Annotated in this window: 16 protein-coding genes; 5 read left to right on the forward strand and 11 right to left on the reverse strand. The window is 44.7% G+C overall.

Annotated features, from left to right (window positions below; genetic code table 11):
• Window positions 1-119 precede the first annotated feature (119 nt).
• The 3 genes from CXF86_RS09965 (at window position 120) to CXF86_RS09975 (ending at window position 1,910) form a co-directional block, all read left to right on the forward strand.
• On the forward strand, window positions 120-392 hold the full coding sequence (locus CXF86_RS09965) for an HU family DNA-binding protein (protein WP_020910742.1): 273 nt from the start codon (window positions 120-122) through the stop codon (window positions 390-392).
• A gap of 257 nt (window positions 393-649) precedes the next feature.
• Complete coding sequence (locus CXF86_RS09970; protein ID WP_101089857.1) at window positions 650-1,345, forward strand: TorF family putative porin; 696 nt, start codon at window positions 650-652, stop codon at window positions 1,343-1,345.
• A 385-nt stretch (window positions 1,346-1,730) separates the two neighbouring features.
• Window positions 1,731-1,910, forward strand: a complete 180-nt coding sequence (locus CXF86_RS09975; protein WP_101089856.1) for a hypothetical protein — start codon at window positions 1,731-1,733, stop codon at window positions 1,908-1,910.
• Window positions 1,911-1,992: 82 nt separating this feature from the next.
• On the opposite strand, the gene CXF86_RS09980 is transcribed toward CXF86_RS09975, so the two are convergent.
• The 6 genes from CXF86_RS09980 to pmbA all read right to left on the reverse strand — a co-directional run bounded on the left by CXF86_RS09980 (window position 1,993) and on the right by pmbA (window position 9,700).
• Entirely contained in the window at window positions 1,993-3,363 is a 1,371-nt protein-coding gene (locus CXF86_RS09980) for an alanine/glycine:cation symporter family protein (protein ID WP_101089855.1), read from the reverse strand.
• Window positions 3,364-3,773: 410 nt separating this feature from the next.
• Window positions 3,774-5,000 carry an organoarsenical effux MFS transporter ArsJ gene (arsJ, locus tag CXF86_RS09985; protein ID WP_101089854.1) on the reverse strand — a complete coding sequence of 409 codons (1,227 nt, stop codon included), beginning with the start codon at window positions 4,998-5,000 and terminating at the stop codon, window positions 3,774-3,776.
• Window positions 5,001-5,165: 165 nt separating this feature from the next.
• On the reverse strand, window positions 5,166-6,173 hold the full coding sequence (locus CXF86_RS09990; RefSeq protein WP_102038876.1) for an ArsJ-associated glyceraldehyde-3-phosphate dehydrogenase: 1,008 nt from the start codon (window positions 6,171-6,173) through the stop codon (window positions 5,166-5,168).
• A gap of 186 nt (window positions 6,174-6,359) precedes the next feature.
• A complete protein-coding gene (gene arsB / locus CXF86_RS09995; protein WP_102038877.1) occupies window positions 6,360-7,397 on the reverse strand; it encodes an ACR3 family arsenite efflux transporter in 1,038 nt (345 codons plus the stop codon).
• A 33-nt stretch (window positions 7,398-7,430) separates the two neighbouring features.
• A complete protein-coding gene (locus CXF86_RS10000) occupies window positions 7,431-7,775 on the reverse strand; it encodes a metalloregulator ArsR/SmtB family transcription factor (protein ID WP_101089851.1) in 345 nt (114 codons plus the stop codon).
• 584 nt (window positions 7,776-8,359) lie between these two features.
• Window positions 8,360-9,700 (reverse strand): metalloprotease PmbA, encoded by a 1,341-nt coding sequence (gene pmbA / locus CXF86_RS10005; protein ID WP_101089850.1) that lies wholly within the window; start codon window positions 9,698-9,700, stop codon window positions 8,360-8,362.
• Window positions 9,701-10,393: 693 nt separating this feature from the next.
• Here pmbA and yjgA point away from each other — a divergent pair.
• Window positions 10,394-10,936, forward strand: coding sequence for a ribosome biogenesis factor YjgA (gene yjgA, locus CXF86_RS10015; RefSeq protein WP_101089848.1), 543 nt, complete (start codon window positions 10,394-10,396; stop codon window positions 10,934-10,936).
• A 151-nt stretch (window positions 10,937-11,087) separates the two neighbouring features.
• Entirely contained in the window at window positions 11,088-13,946 is a 2,859-nt protein-coding gene (locus tag CXF86_RS10020) for an Ig-like domain-containing protein (RefSeq protein ID WP_102038879.1), read from the forward strand.
• A gap of 158 nt (window positions 13,947-14,104) precedes the next feature.
• On the opposite strand, the gene CXF86_RS10025 is transcribed toward CXF86_RS10020, so the two are convergent.
• From CXF86_RS10025 to tldD, 5 genes are all read right to left on the reverse strand, one after another.
• Window positions 14,105-15,274: an ABC transporter permease gene (locus CXF86_RS10025; protein WP_102038880.1), complete on the reverse strand. Its 1,170-nt coding sequence runs from the start codon at window positions 15,272-15,274 to the stop codon at window positions 14,105-14,107.
• Window position 15,275: 1 nt separating this feature from the next.
• Window positions 15,276-16,430: an ABC transporter permease gene (locus CXF86_RS10030; RefSeq protein WP_180961045.1), complete on the reverse strand. Its 1,155-nt coding sequence runs from the start codon at window positions 16,428-16,430 to the stop codon at window positions 15,276-15,278.
• Window positions 16,431-16,464: 34 nt separating this feature from the next.
• Window positions 16,465-17,436, reverse strand: a complete 972-nt coding sequence (locus CXF86_RS10035) for an HlyD family secretion protein (protein WP_101089844.1) — start codon at window positions 17,434-17,436, stop codon at window positions 16,465-16,467.
• On the reverse strand, window positions 17,426-18,817 hold the full coding sequence (locus tag CXF86_RS10040) for a TolC family protein (RefSeq protein WP_102038882.1): 1,392 nt from the start codon (window positions 18,815-18,817) through the stop codon (window positions 17,426-17,428). Before CXF86_RS10040 ends, CXF86_RS10035 begins: the two co-directional genes overlap by 11 nt.
• Window positions 18,818-18,960: 143 nt before the next feature.
• On the reverse strand, window positions 18,961-20,409 hold the full coding sequence (tldD, locus tag CXF86_RS10045; protein WP_102038883.1) for a metalloprotease TldD: 1,449 nt from the start codon (window positions 20,407-20,409) through the stop codon (window positions 18,961-18,963).
• Window positions 20,410-20,503 lie beyond the last annotated feature (94 nt).

Raw genomic sequence — 20,503 nt, forward strand, 5'->3', positions numbered from 1 at the left:
CCTGTTTTTGACTTTAAAGGTCATTTCATCGGCTTAAAGCTCTTTTCAAATGCAAAAGCTTGTGGCATGTTACATAACGCTACTAATAAATAAATCTACGGAAAGAAGAGACGATTCAAATGAATAAGACTGAACTTGTTGCAAAAATGGCTGAATCTGCGGAACTCACTAAAGCTGAAGCCGCACGTGCGTTAAAATCTTTTGAAGAAACTGTTGCAGAAGCGATGAAGAATGGAGAAAAAATCTCTATTGTTGGTTTTGGCTCTTTTGAAACATCAGAGCGTGCTGCTCGCACAGGTCGTAACCCACAGACTGGCAAAGAAATCCAGATCCCTGCGGCTACCGTACCTAAGTTTAAAGCGGGTAAAACGCTTAAAGATAGCGTTAACTAATCACAACTCTTGTGATTTATATAAAACCTCCTATTAGGAGGTTTTTTTATGTCTGCTAATCGGCCACGACTGCAAGTTCAACCATTTTTCACTTCAACTTTGCACTAATCCAGTGCCACCTGCCCTAGATTGAATCAATTCCAATGAACAAACCAACAGCAGTACAAATAAACATCTGTTTTATAACATTAAAATTTCTGGCTTGGTCTTTGCTATATCCCCTGTGACTATTATAAAAATACTTATAGGGGAAGATAATGAACAAGCTACTTATCAATACCGCAGCCGTGACTGCAACAGCGCTAATGAGCCTATCGGCAAACGCCGCAGTAGAAGCCAATATTGGCGCCACTTCTAACTACTTATGGCGTGGTGTTACCCAAACCAATGATGCAGTAGCCGTTCAAGGTGGCATTGATTACAGCCACGAAGTCGGCTTCTACGCCGGAACATGGGCATCAAATGTCGATTTTGGTAACGAGACCAGTTATGAGATTGATTTCTATGCCGGCTTTGCTGGCAGCATAGGCAAAGAGTTTGGCTATGACATCAGCTATCTCTATTATGCTTACCCAGATGCTGACGACAGCATCGATTTTGGCGAAGCTACAGTGGCCCTTAGCTGGAAATGGATTGAAGTAAGCTACGCACATGTAGTCAATGCGGGAAATGATGTCACTGGCGACCCTACACTCGATGAAAAAGACATGGGTTACGTGCAAACCACATTAACTTACCCGATCTCAGATACTCTCTCAATTGCAGCGCACTATGGCTACTCAACAGGTGATGTCGTTACCGCTTGGTACAGTACCGACAACTACGCTGACTATTCGATTGCCCTCAGTAAAGACACAGATTTTGGTACTGTCTCTTTTATGGTCAGTGATACTGACTTAACAGATGATGATGCTAAAGTGCTGCTAGGGTATAGCTATAGCTTCGATTTGTAATATTCGAATATTATCTTTCAGTGGCGGCCGTTGCTGTGCAGATACCATTGCACAAAAAACGCCGCTGACTGAAAGTCATCGGCCCTTTGCATTATTAATCGTCATATACCATCTCTAGTTTAGGTTATTAAATTTCAGTAATTACTCTCCGCCAATGGGTTTTATAGCTTTAGTTTTATAAAACTGTAATTTTGTTACGTAGATCGCATATTTTTGTCTAATGGCCTGCTAAATTCCTTCTTAAGCGCTCACTAATGTGGCAGTAACCACTGTCAATATGAGCACGATAAAATCTGTTATTAACCTATATGTATCAATAATATTTTCTTTATTCGACAACGATTAAGGATCAGGAAAATAGGTACTCAATTGAGAGGAATTCGTGATGGCTCAGATACTAGATTTTGTGCCCAACGATGCAGAGATGGAATCATTTACAGCGCCAAAAAATAAAAAGGCTGCTGATGATTTAGCGCATAAAAAAGATGTGAAAAAACGCTTAGAAGCGTATTTAGAAAGAACCCAGCTCAGTCGAGCGATGGGCGAAGATGAATTTTGGGCTTAATTCATTGGTATAAGCGCAAAAAAAAAGCTCCTGAATCAATTCCAGGAGCTTACAAAGCTAATTAGAAAGCTAATTAGAAAGCTTACTGCTCTGCGGCCTCTGTTTCACGCTTCTTGAGAAAGTATTCTTTGGTCAACGCAAATACCACCGGACTCAGCAATGCCAATGCGATTAAGTTCGGTATTGCCATCATCGCATTCAGCGTATCCGCTAACAGCCAAATAAACTCTAATGAGCTTACAGCGCCTAATGGCACTACCAGTGTCCAAAGAATTCTAAAGGGCTTAATCGCCTTTACACCAAACAAGAACTGCACACACTTCTCACAGTAAAAGCTCCAACCTAAGATGGTTGTAAACGCAAACACACTCAAGGCTATAGCCACGACATAATTGCCTAATGGGAACGCTTGAGAGAAGGCAAAAGAGGTCAATGCAGCCCCATTTTCACCCGAAGTCCAAGCGCCGGACACTATAATCGCTAAGCCAGTAATAGTACAAACGATTAAGGTATCAATGAACGTCCCCAACATCGCCACTAATCCTTGAGCAACGGGGTTATTTGTTTGCGCTGCAGCGTGCGCTATTGGCGCGCTACCAAGACCCGCTTCGTTAGAAAACACACCACGTGCCACACCAAAGCGAATCGCGGCCCAAACTGCTGCCCCCGCAAAACCGCCTTGAGCCGCGACAGGGTTAAAGGCACTGTGGATAATCAGTTCGAATGCTGCTGGGATTTCAGAAGCATAAACCACCAGTACTGCGATGCCAGCGCCTATATAGAATATCGTCATAATCGGCACGAGTTTACCGGCAACATCAGCGATACGTTTAATACCGCCCATCAATACCGCACCAACTAAGACCATCAGCACCACACCGGTAACCCAACTTGGTACGCCAAAATTACTGCTTAACGCATCAGCCACTGAGTTAGCCTGTACGGTGTTACCAATACCAAACCCAGCCAGTGCACCAAACAACGCAAATGCGGTGCCTAACCAAGCCCACTTAGAGCTAAGGCCGTTCTTGATGTAATACATTGGGCCACCGACGTGGTTACCATTGTCATCCACTTCACGGTATTTAACCGCTAATACCGCTTCTGCGAATTTGGTTGCCATACCGACTAATGCCGTACACCACATCCAAAAAAGCGCACCTGGGCCACCAATAAAAATAGCGGTAGCAACACCCGCAATATTACCCGTACCGATCGTTGCGGAGAGCGACGTCATTAGCGCGTTAAACGGGCTAATCTCACCTTTCATGTTCTTATCTTTGTCAGGAATACGACCTGACCATAACAATTTAAAACCAGTGCCCAGCTTTAAAATCGGCATAAAACGCAAACCAACAGTGAGGAATAACCCTACCCCTAGGATCAAGACCAGCATAGGAGTCCCCCACACTACACCGTTAATCATGCCAATAAATTCAGTAATAGCTTCCATTCAGACCTCGTAGATACAGATTATTTATAGTTATTTTTTATAATTTTATTCTAAGTGTTTAGGGCTTTTTGATCTTCCCTATGAGAGCAAGGTCAAAAGGTCCTCACCGATTGCGCTAGCTCAAACAATACGCATCGGGTCAAACAGAGTACAACGAAATGTTAACCTTTGAAAAGGCTACACGAGAGAAAGGCACTTGAAGAAAATGACAATAGCGCCCAAAGACGCTAGAAGGTGTTGAATTTTATTAATATTCATAATTGTATTGCTTGGTTTTTTTACCAACGCGGAGGCTATACAGCTTAGTTACCACCCACAAATAGCCTACAAAAAAGCAACAATACCCAGCAGTGCAGTAACAACAGCCAACAAGCGTGGCTTCGGACTTGTTTCAAAACGGCTATTATTTATCACAAAGCAGGATCTGTTCTGGGTAGCTTAAAAGAGATGATATAAGTAAGGAGTAAAAAGATCGTTGAAACCGCCAAACAAGCCCCAAGCCCTGCAATTTGATACACCCAACCAGACAGTATGGTCCCGATAAGCCTACCCATTGCATTCGCCATATAGTAAAAACCAATGTCGAGTGAGACACCGTCATCACCAGCGTAACTCACTATAAGGTAGCTGTGCAGAGAAGAGTTTATGGCAAACACCGCACCAAACAGCATCAAACCTGTGATTAATGCAAACTGTAGATCAGTCCAGCCGGTAAACATCACAACGGCTAATATTGCTGTCACCAATGTCAATAACCCGGCCCATACCGTTGCACTCGCGCCATCAGGCGTCTTTGCGCTATTGCGTCCAGTGATTAACGGCGCCGCGGACTGAACCACACCATAACCAATGACCCACAATGCTAAAAAGGCGCCAACACTACTATGCTCCCAACCTAATTGACTGGCTAAAAACACTGGCAGAGCAATAACAAACCACACATCTCTAGCTGCAAATAAGAACAAACGTGCTGCTGAAAGGATATTAACTCGGCGACTTTTTGAAAATATTTCGGTAAATTTAGGCTTAGACTTCGCTTTACCTAAATCCGCTTTTAAATTGAATATGCTACATAACCAAACAATGCACAGTAGCGTCGCCATGATGGCCACCGCCCCCGTAAAGCCTACAAGTGTTAATAACACGCCACCTAAAAAGAACCCAGCCCCCTTAAGTGCATTTTTAGAACCTGTAAGCATCGCAACCCAACGATACAGCTTATCTTCGGCATCTTTGGGGACTAAGGTTTTAATCGCACTTTTAGCACTCATTTTGTTGAGATCTTTTGCTATCCCAGAAAGCGCCTGAGCAGCCATTACCCAAGGTACCACCAACATAGCACTCGGTAGTAATAACATCGACAGCGCGACTATCTGCAAGCCTAAACCTATGTTCATGGTGCGATTCAGGCCGAGCCTAGCGCCTAGCCAGCCACCGACTAGGTTAGTGATAACCCCAAAAATCTCATAAAACAGAAACAACATGGCAATTGCTAGCGGCGTATAACCTAAATCATAAAAATGCAGCACCACCAGCATGCGCAGCGCGCCATCGGTCAAGGTAAACGCCCAGTAGTTCCCCGTCACCAGCAAATACTGACGAATACTCTCAGGTAAAGCACGATATTTTGCTAACACAGATCACCAACCTAAATATTATCAATACAGCAGAACGCTATCAGGCAAAGCACGCTATATTACCGCCTTAGCCATTCCGTTCTAGCCATTACCGTCTTAGCCATTACCGTCCCAGCTCTTCCCGGCTTTATCCGGCTCTTCCTGCTTTCCCCTGCTTTTTCTGCCTTACTTATCTAGCTTACCGACCATAATTGCCAGTTCAGCAGTGCGGTTGGCATAGCCCCACTCATTGTCATACCACACATACAGCTTCACTTGCGTGCCATTAACTACCATAGTAGAGAGTGCATCGATGATGCTTGAGCGCGGGTCAGTTTTATAATCAACCGACACTAATGGACGCTCCTCAAAACCAAGAATATCTTTCAACTCTCCTGCTGCCGCAGCTTTTAGCAAGGCGTTAACTTCCACTTCAGTTGTTTCACGCACTAACTCAAACACGCAATCCGTGAGTGAGGCGTTAGCAAGTGGAATGCGCACGGCATGGCCATTGAGCTTACCTTTTAGCTCTGGAAAAATATGAGTAATAGCGGTAGCACTGCCGGTGGTCGTTGGTATTAGGCTTAAACCACAGGCGCGGGCACGCCTTAGGTCTTTGTGCGGCGCATCAAGAATGGTTTGAGTATTGGTAATGTCATGTATGGTGGTCATCGAGCCATGCTTAATCCCAATTTTTTCATGGATCACTTTCACCACAGGCGCAAGGCAGTTAGTAGTGCATGACGCTGCCGTCACAATAGGGTGGATATCCTTATTGTAAAGATGCTGGTTAACGCCCATGACCACATTAAGTACGCCATCCTCTTTGACTGGCGCGGTGACAACCACTCTTTTGACGCCTTGATCAAGATAAGCTTGCAACAGCGCTTTGGTTTTCATGACACCGGAAGCCTCAATCACCACATCGCAATTTGACCAGTCAGTCGCGGCAATGGTTTTATTGCGAGTGGTCACAATGCGACGTTGACCAATAACAATGTCATCACCTTCGGCGATAGCCTCTTCAGCCCAACGACCGTGCACCGAATCAAATGTCAGCAGGTGCGCTAATGTCGCTGCATCACCTGCTGGGTCATTAATTTGTACAAACTCAACATCCTGATTCTGCCACGCAGCTCTTAATGCCAAGCGCCCCATTCTGCCGAAGCCATTAATCCCAATTTTGATTGTCATTGTCGTTTCCCAACCTTAAATTCTTTAAATACAAATAGACTTTTCACACTAAAAAAGATATTACTTTCGCCTTACAATTGTCATTGATTTTTAACGGTTTTCCATAACCCTTCGAGTGCTTATCAATACTGCTTCTTTAATATAAAAAGAGACCGACACAAACTCAGCAAGAGAGATAAACAGCCCCTAAGTTGCAGATGCTTCGTCCGCAACGAACAAATGTCTATTGCGATTGCATATTGCCACCAGCGATAACATCACTGGTACTTCAACCAACACTCCCACCACAGTGGCGAGCGCTGCTCCTGAGTGCAAGCCAAACAATGATATAGCGACCGCGACGGCCAACTCGAAAAAGTTAGAGGTTGCAATCATACAGGCTGGAGCCGCAATTTTATGGCTTAGCTTCATCTTCTTTGCCGCATAAAAAGCGATAAAGAAAATGCCGTAAGTTTGGATCAATAACGGAATTGCGATTAGAAAAATATCTTGAGGTTGACTCATAATGGTTTCCGCTTGGAAACCAAACAGCAACACCACAGTGGCCAGTAAGCCAACCATAGACCAAGGTTTAAGCTTAGCCACAAATGCATTTAATTGGCTATCATCGCCCTTTCTCTGCAACAAATAGCGTGTAGCCGCCCCCACAACTAACGGCAGCACCACGTAAAGCGCAACGGATGACAGCAATGTCTCCCAGGGGACCTGAATGTCACTCACACCTAGCAACAACGCCGTGATGGGCGCAAAAGCCACGACCATAATCAAGTCATTCACAGACACCTGCACGAGTGTGTAATTTGGGTCACCTTTAGTTAATTGGCTCCAGACAAATACCATTGCAGTACAAGGTGCCACGCCGAGTAAAATCATCCCTGCGATATATTCACTCGCCGTTTGTGGATCAACAAAATTAACAAAGAAAACTTTAAAGAACAGCCAACCCAGCGCCGCCATCGTAAACGGTTTAATCAGCCAATTGATCACCAATGTCAGCACCAGCCCCTTTGGACTCTTACCGACATCTTTTATTGCGGAAAAATCTATCTGTACCATCATGGGGTAGATCATTACCCAGATTAAAACCGCAATAACCAAATTGACATGCGCGTACTCAAGCCCAGCAATTTGCGTGAACCCACCCGGCATCACATTGCCTAAAAACACACCCACAACGATGGCTAAGCCAACCCACACACTTAAATAACGTTCAAAAATACCCATAATCTAAAACCTATAATAGTGATCATTGTTTAATTAACAGCAGCGCAATACTCTTTCTGGGCGATCGCCCATTTGTAACAGCCTTGCCAAATTAATCTCGATTAACTCAGGTTGTTGCTGCGCTAGTGTCTGCAAAATATCGCTTGCCCATAACGGCAACTCTGGATTAATACGATAAAAAACCCATTGTCCCTGACGTCGGTCAACTAACATTCCCAGTTTTCTCAATTGCGCCAAATGGCGAGAGATTTTAGGTTGGATGTCATCGAGTGCCGTCATCAATTCACAAACGCACAATTCTGATTCCGATTGGATCAGCAATAAACTGCGTAGTCGAGTATCGTCGGCGAGTGCTTTAAAAAAAGCTAATGGAGTCATATTGTGCTCTTCGCAAAAGGTGTCTATAAAACCAGATTAGCCATGGTTTTTTGCACACATAGGATATATGAAAAATAATATATATGTTTTTCCATATATTCAAGTAGAGATTTAAAAATATTATTCACTCTGAAAAATACGCTGCAGACAGGTTAATGTTTGACTAAGTCATTATAAGTTTAGTATCTGGATGATTTATATAATGATAGGTCGAAAATTAAGGCAGGTGAAAACAATGCAAAAAATTGAAAGTAGCGGTTTGTAGGTAGTAAACCCACTCCACCTCATCTATTGATTTTTGGCTATCAAAATCTACAAAGCTGTGATGGGGTGATTAGCTTAAGCTGCCAATTCAGTGATAAAGCGCAAGCTAATGCCAAGCAAAGTTACGGTATTAATGCCGATCATTTGAGTATTTAAAGTCAGCAACCCCGAGTACAATTACCGAGCACTTTTTTGGCGTGAGTCTGGACTTAAACATAAGAGTGAAGCCGTAAACCATCACTAAGCGGTGACAACGCCGGATAAAAAAACTATAAAAAAGGCTTCCGAAGAAGCCTTATATTAAAATATACGATAGTGCGTTAGCTACCCGCAATCTTCATTTTGTCCATCAAGATCCCACCAGTACGGATCGACGAGCGTAAATCTCTGTCTTTCGCAACCGCAACAATATTGCTATACATATCTTTTAGATTGCCAGCAATGGTGATCTCTTCAACTGGATATAAGATAACGCCATTTTCAACATAAAAACCTGCGGCGCCGCGTGAGTAGTCACCCGTTACGGTATTAACCCCTTGCCCCATCACCTCGGTAATAATCAATCCTGTGCCCATCTCTTTGACGAGCTCATCAAATGTTTGCCCCGTTGATGACAACGTCCAATTATAGATCCCACCCGCATGGCCAGTGTTTGTCAGGCCTAATTTTCTGGCTGAGTAACTCGTTAGTAGATAAGTGGCCAATCGACCATTATCAATAATCTTACGATCTTGAGTCGCGACACCTTCGCTGTCATAAGCTGAACTGGCTAGTGCACCGACTAATTGCGGTTGCTCATCAATACTAAACCAATCCGGAAAAACCTGAGTGTCGATGGCATCCAACAAGAAGCTAGATTTACGATAAATGCTACCGCCACTAATCGCACCGACTAAGTGCCCCATCAATCCGGTCGCTATCTCTGGAGAAAATAAAATCGGTAATTCAGTGGTCGCAATCTTTCGGCCGCCTAAACGGCCTGCCGTTTTTTGGGCCGCTGAAGCTCCAACCAACTCTGGCGCTAACAGCTCGCTGTATTTTCTGGCGATGGTGTAGTCATAATCGCGCTGCATGCCACCATCAATCTCACCAATAGCCACACAACTTAAGCTATATCGAGAACTACAATATCCATGTAAAAAACCATGGCTGTTGCCGTATACCTTGACACTTGAATGCGCACTGGCGCTGGCGCCATCAGAGGTTTGCACCCGCTTATCGGTGTCGAGTGCGGCCTCTTCGGCCAAAATCGAGATGCGAGTTAACTCTTCAGGTGAAATGTTCTGCGGATGATATAGATCTAAATCAGGAAACTTTGTCGCCATCAGTGATTTATCGGCTAGACCATTATAAGGATCCGCTGACGTAAAACGGGCAATATCATCGGCCGCTTTTACCGCTTGTTTAATGGCTGCAGGACTGAGATCTGAAGTCGAGGAGCTGCCTTTACAACCCCCTCTAAAGAGTGTGATCCCCAGTGCACCATCTTTATTAAACTCTACCGTCTCAACTTCTTTCATACGAGTTGAAACAGATAGCCCTTGCTGCTTACTAATCGCAACTTCAGCACCAGAAGTGCCTAAGGTTTTTGCATATTCCAGTGCCATTGAAACGGCGTCTTGTAGGGAATCTAATTCGATATCAATGCTAGGTGAGGACACAAATCTACTCTTCAATAATCGGTAATGACTTAAGCATAACAAACCCAAAAAACAATCACATTAAATAATACCAATCTCATTAAATATCTGGTCACTTCAGAGCCGCTCAGACTTTTCAATGCAAGGCTCACTGATGAAGAAATGCTTATTCCCTTTTAAGTCAATGTAACGCAGAAGTGGAACACCTAAGAGGCTCACGTAGTGCGGCTGATGTTCAATGCGATGGCAAAGCCCTTTAAGCTTCGTTGTGGGCTTTGGATATACGACTATGTTCCATACAAAATAAGACATTCCCGCCCTCCTTGGCGGTCAGATTTAGGAGGTACGAGTCCACGGATGGACGAAGGTAGAATAATGCAGGAGCAATTATCGAGAGCGAAGCACGACTAAAGGGATTTAGGGGGTAGAGTCATGCATGGAGCAATTACCGAAGATGCCAGAGCCGAGAATAACGATTAGCTTCAATCATCCGCTAGCCACATGGATGTGGCGAATGTCTGTATTGCAGGAGCAAATACAATCCTTACCTACAGGGCTTTGAACACCCGCTGAGTGATCACCTATTTATTTAAATTAGTATAATTGCGCCAGTTTACTTATTAGTGTGCTTTCGATTCACCTAGATAAAATATGGCAGGTCAACTGGCTTTATAAATGTTATTATTAAATCAGTATTTGTAAGAGATTTTAGATATGAAGATTGTCGGTGACTCAGAACATTTCCACCAGCCCTATGACAAAGATGATGACTACGAAAGCAGAGCTGAAGCTAAGCGTGGTATCGCCATCTACCAAGAAATTGGTAACGAATTGACTTTACTAAGTAAAAGTCAGATTGAAAGACTCAATCTTGATGAAATTATTTATGACAACGTGTTAAAAGCTAAGACGATTAAGAGCAACACTGAAGCTTATCGTCGCCATTTGCAATATATTGGCAAGTTAATGCGCTACGTTGATATTGAAGAGCTACAGCTCGCAATAAAAAACGTATTGAATAAAAACAGCAATGAAAGCGCCAAGAGTAATGTTGCGGATAAGACTCGCGACCAACTGCTCAACGATGGTGACACTGCGATTCAAGCGTTGATCGAGAAACACCCAGATTTAGACAGACAAAAGTTGCGTCAATTTGTCCGTCAAACCAAGAAAGAACTCACTAAAAATGCTGATATTGAGCTATCAAAAACAGCAAAAGAGTTCAGTAAATATATACGTAACGGAATCCCAGAATAATCGTTACCAATCTAGATATTAGCTCTCTGCATAAGTCGTTTATTCAGAGAGCTATTTTTTTGATCAATGATAAATACTCATAGTATCGTTGTGATCAAATTAACTAACCCCTTCAAACAGTACTGTTCATACTTGCACAAGGAATTTGTGAATGCGCCTCACCAAGAAGCTGGCCACCATCCCTTTTACTCTTTTATGTTTATCTCTATTAAGCGGCTGTAATGGCGCCTCTGGTGATAACGAAGACACCGATAATGGAGGCAGTTACAGCCTCGCGTTAAGCTTTAAAACCTTTGAGAATGGAGTATGTACAGCAGCGACCGACGCCCAAAGTTTTGATGCCTCAGAGTCTTTTTGTGCCGTAGCACATCTAAAACAAGATGGCAGTAATAGAAATGGGAAACTCATCGCATTTACGGCCTCTTTTGGTGAATTATCAGCGACAAGTAAACTAACGGACACTAACGGCTTAGCCGAAGTCATTATCAGCAATGCTGCTGGTACTGAAAATGCGGGCACATTAACCGCCAGTTTTACTGAGGGTGAAACCACAGTTAATAGCAGCCGAAACTATCAATTCACTCCGTCAACCAGCCCAAGCACTTATACGCTAACCAGCGCTATAATCAATGGCGATACCGTCGTTACTCAGTTTAAAGCGGAAGATACCGTAAAACTTCAAGCCAAGTTTATTGACCAACAAGGCCTAGGTGTTGCAGGCCAAATAGTTACATTCACTGCGGGTAGCGCAACGCTAGCGCCGAACACTGCGTTAACCGACGTTAGTGGCATCGCACAGGTTAACTACACTCCAACAGATTCAGAGCTTGGTGCTACAACCATGTCAGTTTCTATCAACTACTTGAGCAAAGATTATCAAAGTTCGATGCCATATGAGGTACTCGCGAAAGATACTACTCCAGATGGACCATCTTACACTCTCAATACAGCGATTATTAACGGCAGTACTATCGTCACTCAGTTTAAAGCAGAGGAAACGGTGCAACTGCAAGCGCAATTTTTAGATGAACTAAGCCAAGGTGTAGCAGGTCAGATGGTAACTTTCGCTGCAGGTAGCGCGGCACTAAACCCAAGTTCAGCACTCACCAATGCAAGCGGTATAGCACAGGTAAATTATACTCCAAGTAAAACGGAACTCGGCGCCGCGAGCATGTCAGCTAAAGTTGATTACGCCGATAACACCTATCAAAATTCAGGCTTATATGAAGTTCTAGCCAAAGACGCAGTTGAAGATGATGGCACCTTAAAATTCGGTTCTTTTGATGCTGATAACAATTTTGTCGAAGGAATATTGGCAACCACACTCCTTGCAGATGCCGATGGGGATTATCAAATCAGTGCAGGTGGTAGTTTTGGCGTGACAGCCACTATCGTCACAGAAAGTGCTGATGGCACAGTGGCACGCTTGCAAACGCCATCCAGCATTAGCTTTAGTGCTACTTGTGTTACCAGTAATAATGCAAGTCTCGATTCTCCAGTGACCACATTATCGGGCAGCGCTAGTTCAACTTTTCAAGACACTAGTTGTAGTGGAAATAGTGAACGTGATGATCAAATAGTGGCAACGACCGTTGCCGGAAACCAGACATTAACCGCTAATTTGCCATTTACACTTTCTCGCCAAACATTAGCTAATTTAAGCTTCATATCAGCTGAACCCGCTTCAATTCGCATCAAAGGAGCTGGCGGTACGGGCTCTAGCGAGTCTTCGTTAATCACTTTCAAAGTATCAAGTGCTAATGGTCAACCAGCGGCACAGCAACTGGTCAGCTTCTCTCTGGATACCATCGTGGGCGGAATTAGCTTTGCGAACGGACTAGCAACTGCAGATAGTTTAACCAACTCTTTAGGCATAGCCACTGTAAGAGTTTTAGCCGGTACCGTACCTACACCTGTCCGAGTGGTTGCAACGGCTATCGATAGCGACACACAAGAGACAGTATCGAGTCAGTCTGAGCAGTTAACCATTAATACTGGTTTGCCGCAGCAACTAGGCTTTAGTGTTTCAGCGGATTTATTTAACCCTGAAGCGGGTGATTACAATGGTGAAAAGGTTGCAATCACAGCCTACGCATCTGACAGTTTTGGCAACCCCGCGCCTGATGACACCACGATTAACTTCACAGCTGAAGGCGGCCAAATAGTGCCTAGCTGTTTAACAGTCAACGGCACCTGTAGCGTGGAATGGACATCGGCTAATGCTCGTGTGCCTAACCACCGCATTACAGTCCTCGCCTATGCTTTAGGTCATGAGACCTTTTTCGATACTAATGGTAACAACGTTTTTGATGATGCTGATGGTGGAGCAATTGCAAAAGCTTGTTTAGACAGCAGTGGTGCAGCGGTTGCCTGCGTTGGTAACGGTAGAGATATTGAAACTTACCATCCTAATGGCTTTAGCGATTTAGGCGATGCGTTTAGAGATGACAATGAATCGGGTAGTCACACCTCAGGTGAACCCTATTTTAATACCGCATCAAGCAGCAGTTACCAAACTGCTGACGGGCTATTCAATGGTCCTCAATGCACCAGTGGCAGCTTATGCGGTAAAGACCAAGCTAACAAAACTTATATCCGAAAAGCACTGATATTGACGATGTCTGGTTCGCAAGCACATTTTGAAATACAACAAGATGGCATTACCCTCTATAGCGACGGTGATGATGCATCCGCTATCGTGACTAATGCTATAGCAGCTGGTGCTTCATCGACATTTAGCATTCGCTTCTTCGATAGCGCCAATCAGATAATGCCAGCTAATACGAATTTGACCACTACAGCCTCTCAGGGTGAACTTGAGTCTGACACTTTTGTGGTACCCAATCGTAATGGCATTGGTGGCAACAGCACCAGCTTTGTACTGACTAACGATATTGACCCTACAAGTACCGGTGAACTGAGTAAGACCAGTAATGTATCGATTGAAGTACTGACCCCTAAACCAGTGAAAACCACTATCGGTTTTGGTGTTCAACTTACAGGTACATAATTACTGCAAACTATCGGCACTTAGTTAATGAGTGCCTATACAATTACGTTGAAACAGCAAAAAGCCCGCTGCAATATTATTGCTGCGGGCTTTTTATTTGTCGCTCTATCTGTTCGAGGCTATGCAGCCGACGAGCACTCCATTAATTGACTTAACCTCTAAGGTGTTAATTCAGATTGGTGCACATCAGCTTTTAAGTGAGCGGTTAAGCGGGCTTTAGCGCCAACATATGCCAACGCAAAGTAAAATGCTGTCATCGCCCATAACTGTAGCCATTGCGGCATAATACTCTGCCACGACGCGCCCATTTGATTGAGCTCTAACATCGCCATAATACCTGGCACTGCGGGAAAGATTTGCGACACTGCCACAACAGACTCTGGGATTAACGCTGTCGGCCACACAAAGCCTGACACAAACAGAATCGGCATGGAGATCAGCAGTAACACTTGAGTAGGTAGATCGCGTCGGGTAAACAAGCAACTAAAAGCAATACCAGCAGCGGTAGTGGCCAGTAAGAAAGGCAATAGCAATAATGCAACCGTGCCAAAGCTTGCCTGTAAACTCACGTCATACCAATAGTAACAATACCCAACATAGTAACTAGTCAGCAGTGTATAAATCCCCATAAAGGCTGCCATGCGACCACAGACTAATTTAAGCGGGCTTACCTGCCGCCAATAGCCGGTTTCTTTCCACTGACTAGCACCGAGAATACTGGTCCCAATCAACAATGTTTGATGCAAAATTAATAGGAACAGCCCAGGTACAATATATGGGGTGTAGCCTAAACTTGGATTAAAAGCGGGAATACTATTGAGTTTAACCACATTAAGGCTTTGATCTGCCGCTTGCGCACCACTGCCTTGAGCCAGTAACCCCAACCGCTGCATACTCTTCCCTGCATCAAGCCCCGTTGAAATAAGCCCCTCTGCAACGGCGGAGTATATTAAAAAGTAACTCGCATCGCCGCCATAACTTAATGTCACTCCACGACCCAGTAATAGATCGCGCCTAAAGTCTGCCGGAATAACCAACAGGCCATGAGCTCGTCCAGATTCTATCCATTTTTTAGCCTCATCAATTGACCCCACTTTGGCGATCACTTGAATTTTTGCATTGGCATCTGCATGACGAATAAGCTGACGGCTTAATGATGAATGGTCGTGATCAACCACCACCAGCTGTTGCTCTGTCGGCACTTGATTAAGATACGGTAACGGATAAAGAATAGAGTAAAAAAGCACGCCACCAAATACCGTAATAACAATGGTTTTGTCAGCCAAAATTGCTTTTAATTCTGCGATGATAAGCTGCAAGAAGCTCATACTAATGCTCCTTAGCTGCGAGTGGTGCAGTTACATTATCTGCTGAATCGAAGCCTTTTGCAGCCAATACGCTAATCGGAATGAGTAGCAATAGGAAGCCCCAATAGCCAGTAAACTGGGGCAAGGTCGCTAACCAACCTTGACCGTAACTCACCACCGCAATATGAGTTTCAATATAATGACTCGATGGCATAATGACGCGCCACCATTGGGCAAGTGCAGGCATCTCATGGGTGGGGAATGTCACGCCCATAAAAGCAAATGCAGGGGCAAACATAGCGGTACAAAAACTAATAACCCTAGCGCTGTCTTTTAGGACGAAGAAGATCAGCAGCACCAGTAACCACACCGCGAGCAACATCAGCAGTTGTGCAACTAACAGTAGCGCGATACTGCCAGCAATAGGCAAACCTAAATACAGATAGATAAGCGCGAGAATAAAGCCACCATGCAGCAGCACAATTGGCGTATAGAAAAGCACTTTCGCCGCAATACCTTTCCACATCCCGAGTGAAACCCATTCATAGGTGGTATTCCAGCGTAGCTCTCGATTAAGGCTATTAGCAAACACCATCATGGCCACGAGTTGCAGCAACGCTATCAATACTGGTGGCACCAGAAAACCCACATAGTTGTTATTACGGTTAAATAACGCCGTTGTTTGACTGCTCACCGGACTTAAATTCACCGCGACCTTGGCTTTAGGCACGCCCGCAGCGAGTTGTTTCATCGCCGCGAATGGTTTTAAACCATCGGCCATGCTTGCTTGTAGCTGGCTCGACAATAACTTACCCACCAATAAAAACTGGCTATTATAGCGGATATCAATCGTCGGGCTTTTACCTGTAAGCAGGTCACGTTTAAAGCCGTGGGGCAACACTAGCAGCGCATAAACCTCTGCTTGTTGCATTGCGTCGACAGCGCTGGCGAGATCGGTATAACTGATGGGTTGTGTAACAGGGTTTGCTTGTAACTGCCGAGCAAGCGCTCGGGTCACTTGGCTTTGATCTAAATCGACCACAGCCACTGGAAGTTGTCTTGGTAAGCCCGCACTAAATAGTAGCCATAATCCAATAATACCCAATAGCGGAATATAGCTGATAAGCGCCAGCTGCCAAGGATCGTCTAACAGGGCAGCTGTTTCTCTTTTTAGCATATTTATCAAAGCATCAGCCCCGTGCTACAGAGTGTTATAAAGCAAACAGAATAGACATACCGACTCTCAAGTCAGCAATAGCCTCATTCGGGCGTAGCTCGACTTGGAAAGTTCGCATATCAAAATCATGACCGCTTTCAGTTGCACGCCAAGTGGCAAAATCACCCATGACCGCAATATGGCTAACGGTAAACTCAACGTCACGCTCAAGTGCGGGTATGGTTAATAACACTGTTTGGCCTTGCTTGACGTGCTTTAGCTGATCTTCACGTAACTGAAACACTGCCCAAGCGTCACTCATGTCTATTAAACTCACCACTGGGAAACCGCTAGGCGCTAGCTCACCCGCCTGCAAGAGAACCTCGCTAACCTCAGCTGTTTTTGGCGATCGCATCTGACTATCAGCCAATATGGCATTGACTTCATTAACCGCCCCCTCAGCCATTCTAGTATTACCCGCTGCTGCGGCTTTGGTTTCATAGCGCGCACCTTCATCCGCCATTTGATACATGGCTAATGCAGCTTGTTCGGTATATTTTGCAGCTTGCCACTGCGTAAAGGCTTCATCACGCTTTTGTCGCGCAATGACTCCGTCATTAAATAGTGCTTCAATACGATCAAAGGTGGTATTAGCAAGTTTAGATCCCGCTTGCGCCTTCAACCATTCCTCCCTCGAAGCCGAAATTTGCTGTTTACGAGCGCCATTATCAGCCTCTTGCTGCATCGCTTTAGCTGCATCTCGACCACCCTCGGCTTGCATTAGTTTAGCTTTTAACTCAGGGCTATAAATCGCATATAGCAGATCGCCTTGGCTAACTTTATCTCCACGGCGCACGAGAACTTGCTCTACACGCCCAGGGACTTTAGAGGAGATATTATATTCGCGGGCTTCAATCTGCCCCTGTAATACCTGTGGTTTAGGGCTGTAAGCTAACACGAGTCCGTAAGCTAATATTCCGATTAGTGCAATAAGTGCTATTGCGGCCAAGATACGGTTAGTGCGCATTTTGTTCCCCTTGCTGAAGGCTTCTGCCAATAAATTCATCTAACTGACCGCTAATAGCCATCAGCCTCGCATACGATTGTATATAGCGGTACTGGGCGCCCAGTTGTTGAGTTTCTACCGCGGTGAGTTTAAGTTCGGCGTCCACTTTTTCAATTGAGGTCGACAAGCCCTGCCTGAAAGCGATGTCACGTAAGCGTTTATTTTCTTCAGCTAAGCTAAGTGAGCTATTGAGTGAGACTACCTCCTCTTGCGCCTGAAGTAATTGGCGGTAACTTTGTTCTAACAGTAGATTCAAATCTTGTTGGGTTTGCGCTTTAGTATATCGAGCCTGCAACAGTGCACTTTTAGCCGCTTCGACTTTGCCACTGCGGCCATCACGGCTTAGCAGTGGAATGTTAACCCCAACACCAAGCATCCAATCAGGTTCCATTTTTGAGAACAGACTATCGTCTTCATAAAGGGTGTAATTACCGTAAAGAAAGACCGTTGGGTAGTAACTGCCCTTTTCAACGTTGATAAGCCCCTGCGCTTGTGCCTCTTTGGCTTCAAGTAACTTTAATGCCGGATGCTGGTTCATCGTAAGCTGGGATAGCTGTGGTAATGACGGCGAATTATTTAGCATAAACAGTGATGAGGTCGCGTCGACTTCACGCTCATGTAGCATGCGTGATAAGGCAATCATTGCCATCTCAGATTGACGCTTAGCACTGCCGTAACTCACCTTGGCATTTTCGAGTGCCACTTGCGCATTAAGTCGTTCAACTTTGGCTATTTGCCCCTGCTGTTCAAGTTTTTGGGCGTGTGAAGCATGCAGCGTAAGAGAGTCTACCAACTGCTTTTTAGTTTGCGCTAACGTTTCTGTCACTGCCACTGCATAGTAGCGGTCAACTAAAGTCACAAACAGATCGCGAGTGGTCAGCTTTAACTGTTCCTCTTTTTCTGCAACGTGGGCTTCGTGTATAGCTTGCGCAGCAGTAATTTTACCCCCGGTGTAGATTGGCCACATCGCTTGCAAACTAGAGCGGAAGATATCTTGTTCGGTGAAAGGAGTTACAAATAGCGATCCTGGAATACCTGCCAATGCACCACCTATCGCTGGAGGTAACGCAGCAGGATCCAATGAAGCCAACGGATTGAGATCGCGCAGATCTAACTCAATAGGCTTTTCTAGACGTGTATAGCTACCAGTGAGGTTAATTGAAGGTAAATTCATATCTTCACCAGCATCGCGCTCGGCCTCTGCACGATTGACCTCTTGCGTGCCCGCTTGCAATTTATCACTCACCTTGAGTAATTGATCCCAAGCTTGATTAAACGCAATTGGCTTGGCCTGTATCGACAGCGGAAGAACCAACAAAAGAGCACAGAGCGAACGTTTCATTTACACCTCTAGAGTTATTACTCTAATTATTGAGTGAATAGTACCATTGCTAACCACTGCTCGCTAGGATCTAGCGTAATGAGCTTACCGCTAAATCCTAGTTTACTTTGATATTTTGACCTAAACGACTTTAGGGTAAACCTTTACGCAGTGCCGCCTACTGTCAACTTGTCCAATTTTAATGTTGGTTGACCAACACCTACAGGTACACTTTGCCCATCTTTACCACACACACCAACACCTTTATCGAGTTCAAGGTCATTACCCACCATCGAAATTTGGCTCATTGCCTCTGGTCCATTGCCTATCAAGGTTGCTCCCTTAATCGGCTGGGTAATCTCGCCATTCTCAATTAAATAAGCTTCTGATGCAGAGAACACAAACTTACCGGAGGTAATATCCACTTGGCCACCACCAAAGTTAGGCGCATAAATCCCGTTCTTAACTGATTTGATGATCTCTGTAGGATCTGACTCGCCCGCTTCCATATAGGTATTTGTCATACGCGGCATCGGCAAATGAGCATAAGACTCACGGCGACCATTACCGGTAGAGCGCTCCCCCATAAGTCCAGCATTGAGCTTATCTTGCATATAGCCTTTTAAGATCCCGTCTTCAATCAATACTGTTTTTTGAGTCGGTGTACCTTCATCATCAATGCTTAACGAGCCACGACGATCGACCATGGTGCCATCGTCGACTACTGTGACCAATTTAGAGGCCACTTGTTGACCCATTTTGCCGCTAAATGCACTACTACCCTTACGGTTAAAGTCGCCTTCTAGGCCATGCCCGACCGCTTCATGCAGCAATACGCCAGGCCAGCCCGCGCCTAACACTACCGGCATCTCACCTGCTGGAGCATCGACCGCTTGCATATTGACTGATGCTTGGCGTACAGCTTCACGCGCAAAAGCAAAGCAATATGGTAAGCCATCATCACCATTGGCTAACAGCACATCGTAACTATGACGCCCGCCACCACCAGAACCACCGCGCTCTCGCTTGCCATTTTCTTCTAAAATAACACTGCAATTAAATCGAACTAACGGTCTAATATCGGCCGCTAAAGTGCCATCACTTGCGGCAACTAATATCTCTTCATGCACTCCAGACAGACTCACTACTACCTGAATAATTCGTTTATCGAGACTACGAATATAGACATCGGCTTCTTTAAGTAAGGCTATTTTTTTAATCTCTTCCATGGCGGCAATGGGATCTGAACTTATATAAAGCGCTTTATCATGCTGTTGCTTCCAAGCGTTAACGCGTCCGCTACCGCCAGATACTGCAATACTGCGAGCGGCAGTTGCGGCAGCTTCTAATGCTGCGGGGGTAATTTCATCCGCATAAGCAAAACCTGTTTTTTCACCGGTTATCGCTCTAACACCCACGCCACGTTCAATATGGAAACTGCCGTCTTTAACGATGCCATCTTCCAACACCCAAGACTCGTGGCGGCTACCTTGAAAATACAGATCTGAAAAATCAATTTTATGCTCATGAATACGCTTTAAATAGCTTTGTAGATCATCTATCGCCAGTCCATCTTGCAGTAGGCTGTGTCCAACTTGGGTTAAAAATGACATCAATTCTCTCTCTTCGACCAAATATAGTTCTGTTCTAGAAACCCTTATAGATAAGCATCTCTATACGATTTGTGTTTTAGCTTGTTGCTAAGGA

The sequence above is a fragment of the Shewanella sp. GutCb genome (assembly GCF_002836135.1).
GTDB lineage: Bacteria > Pseudomonadota > Gammaproteobacteria > Enterobacterales > Shewanellaceae > Shewanella.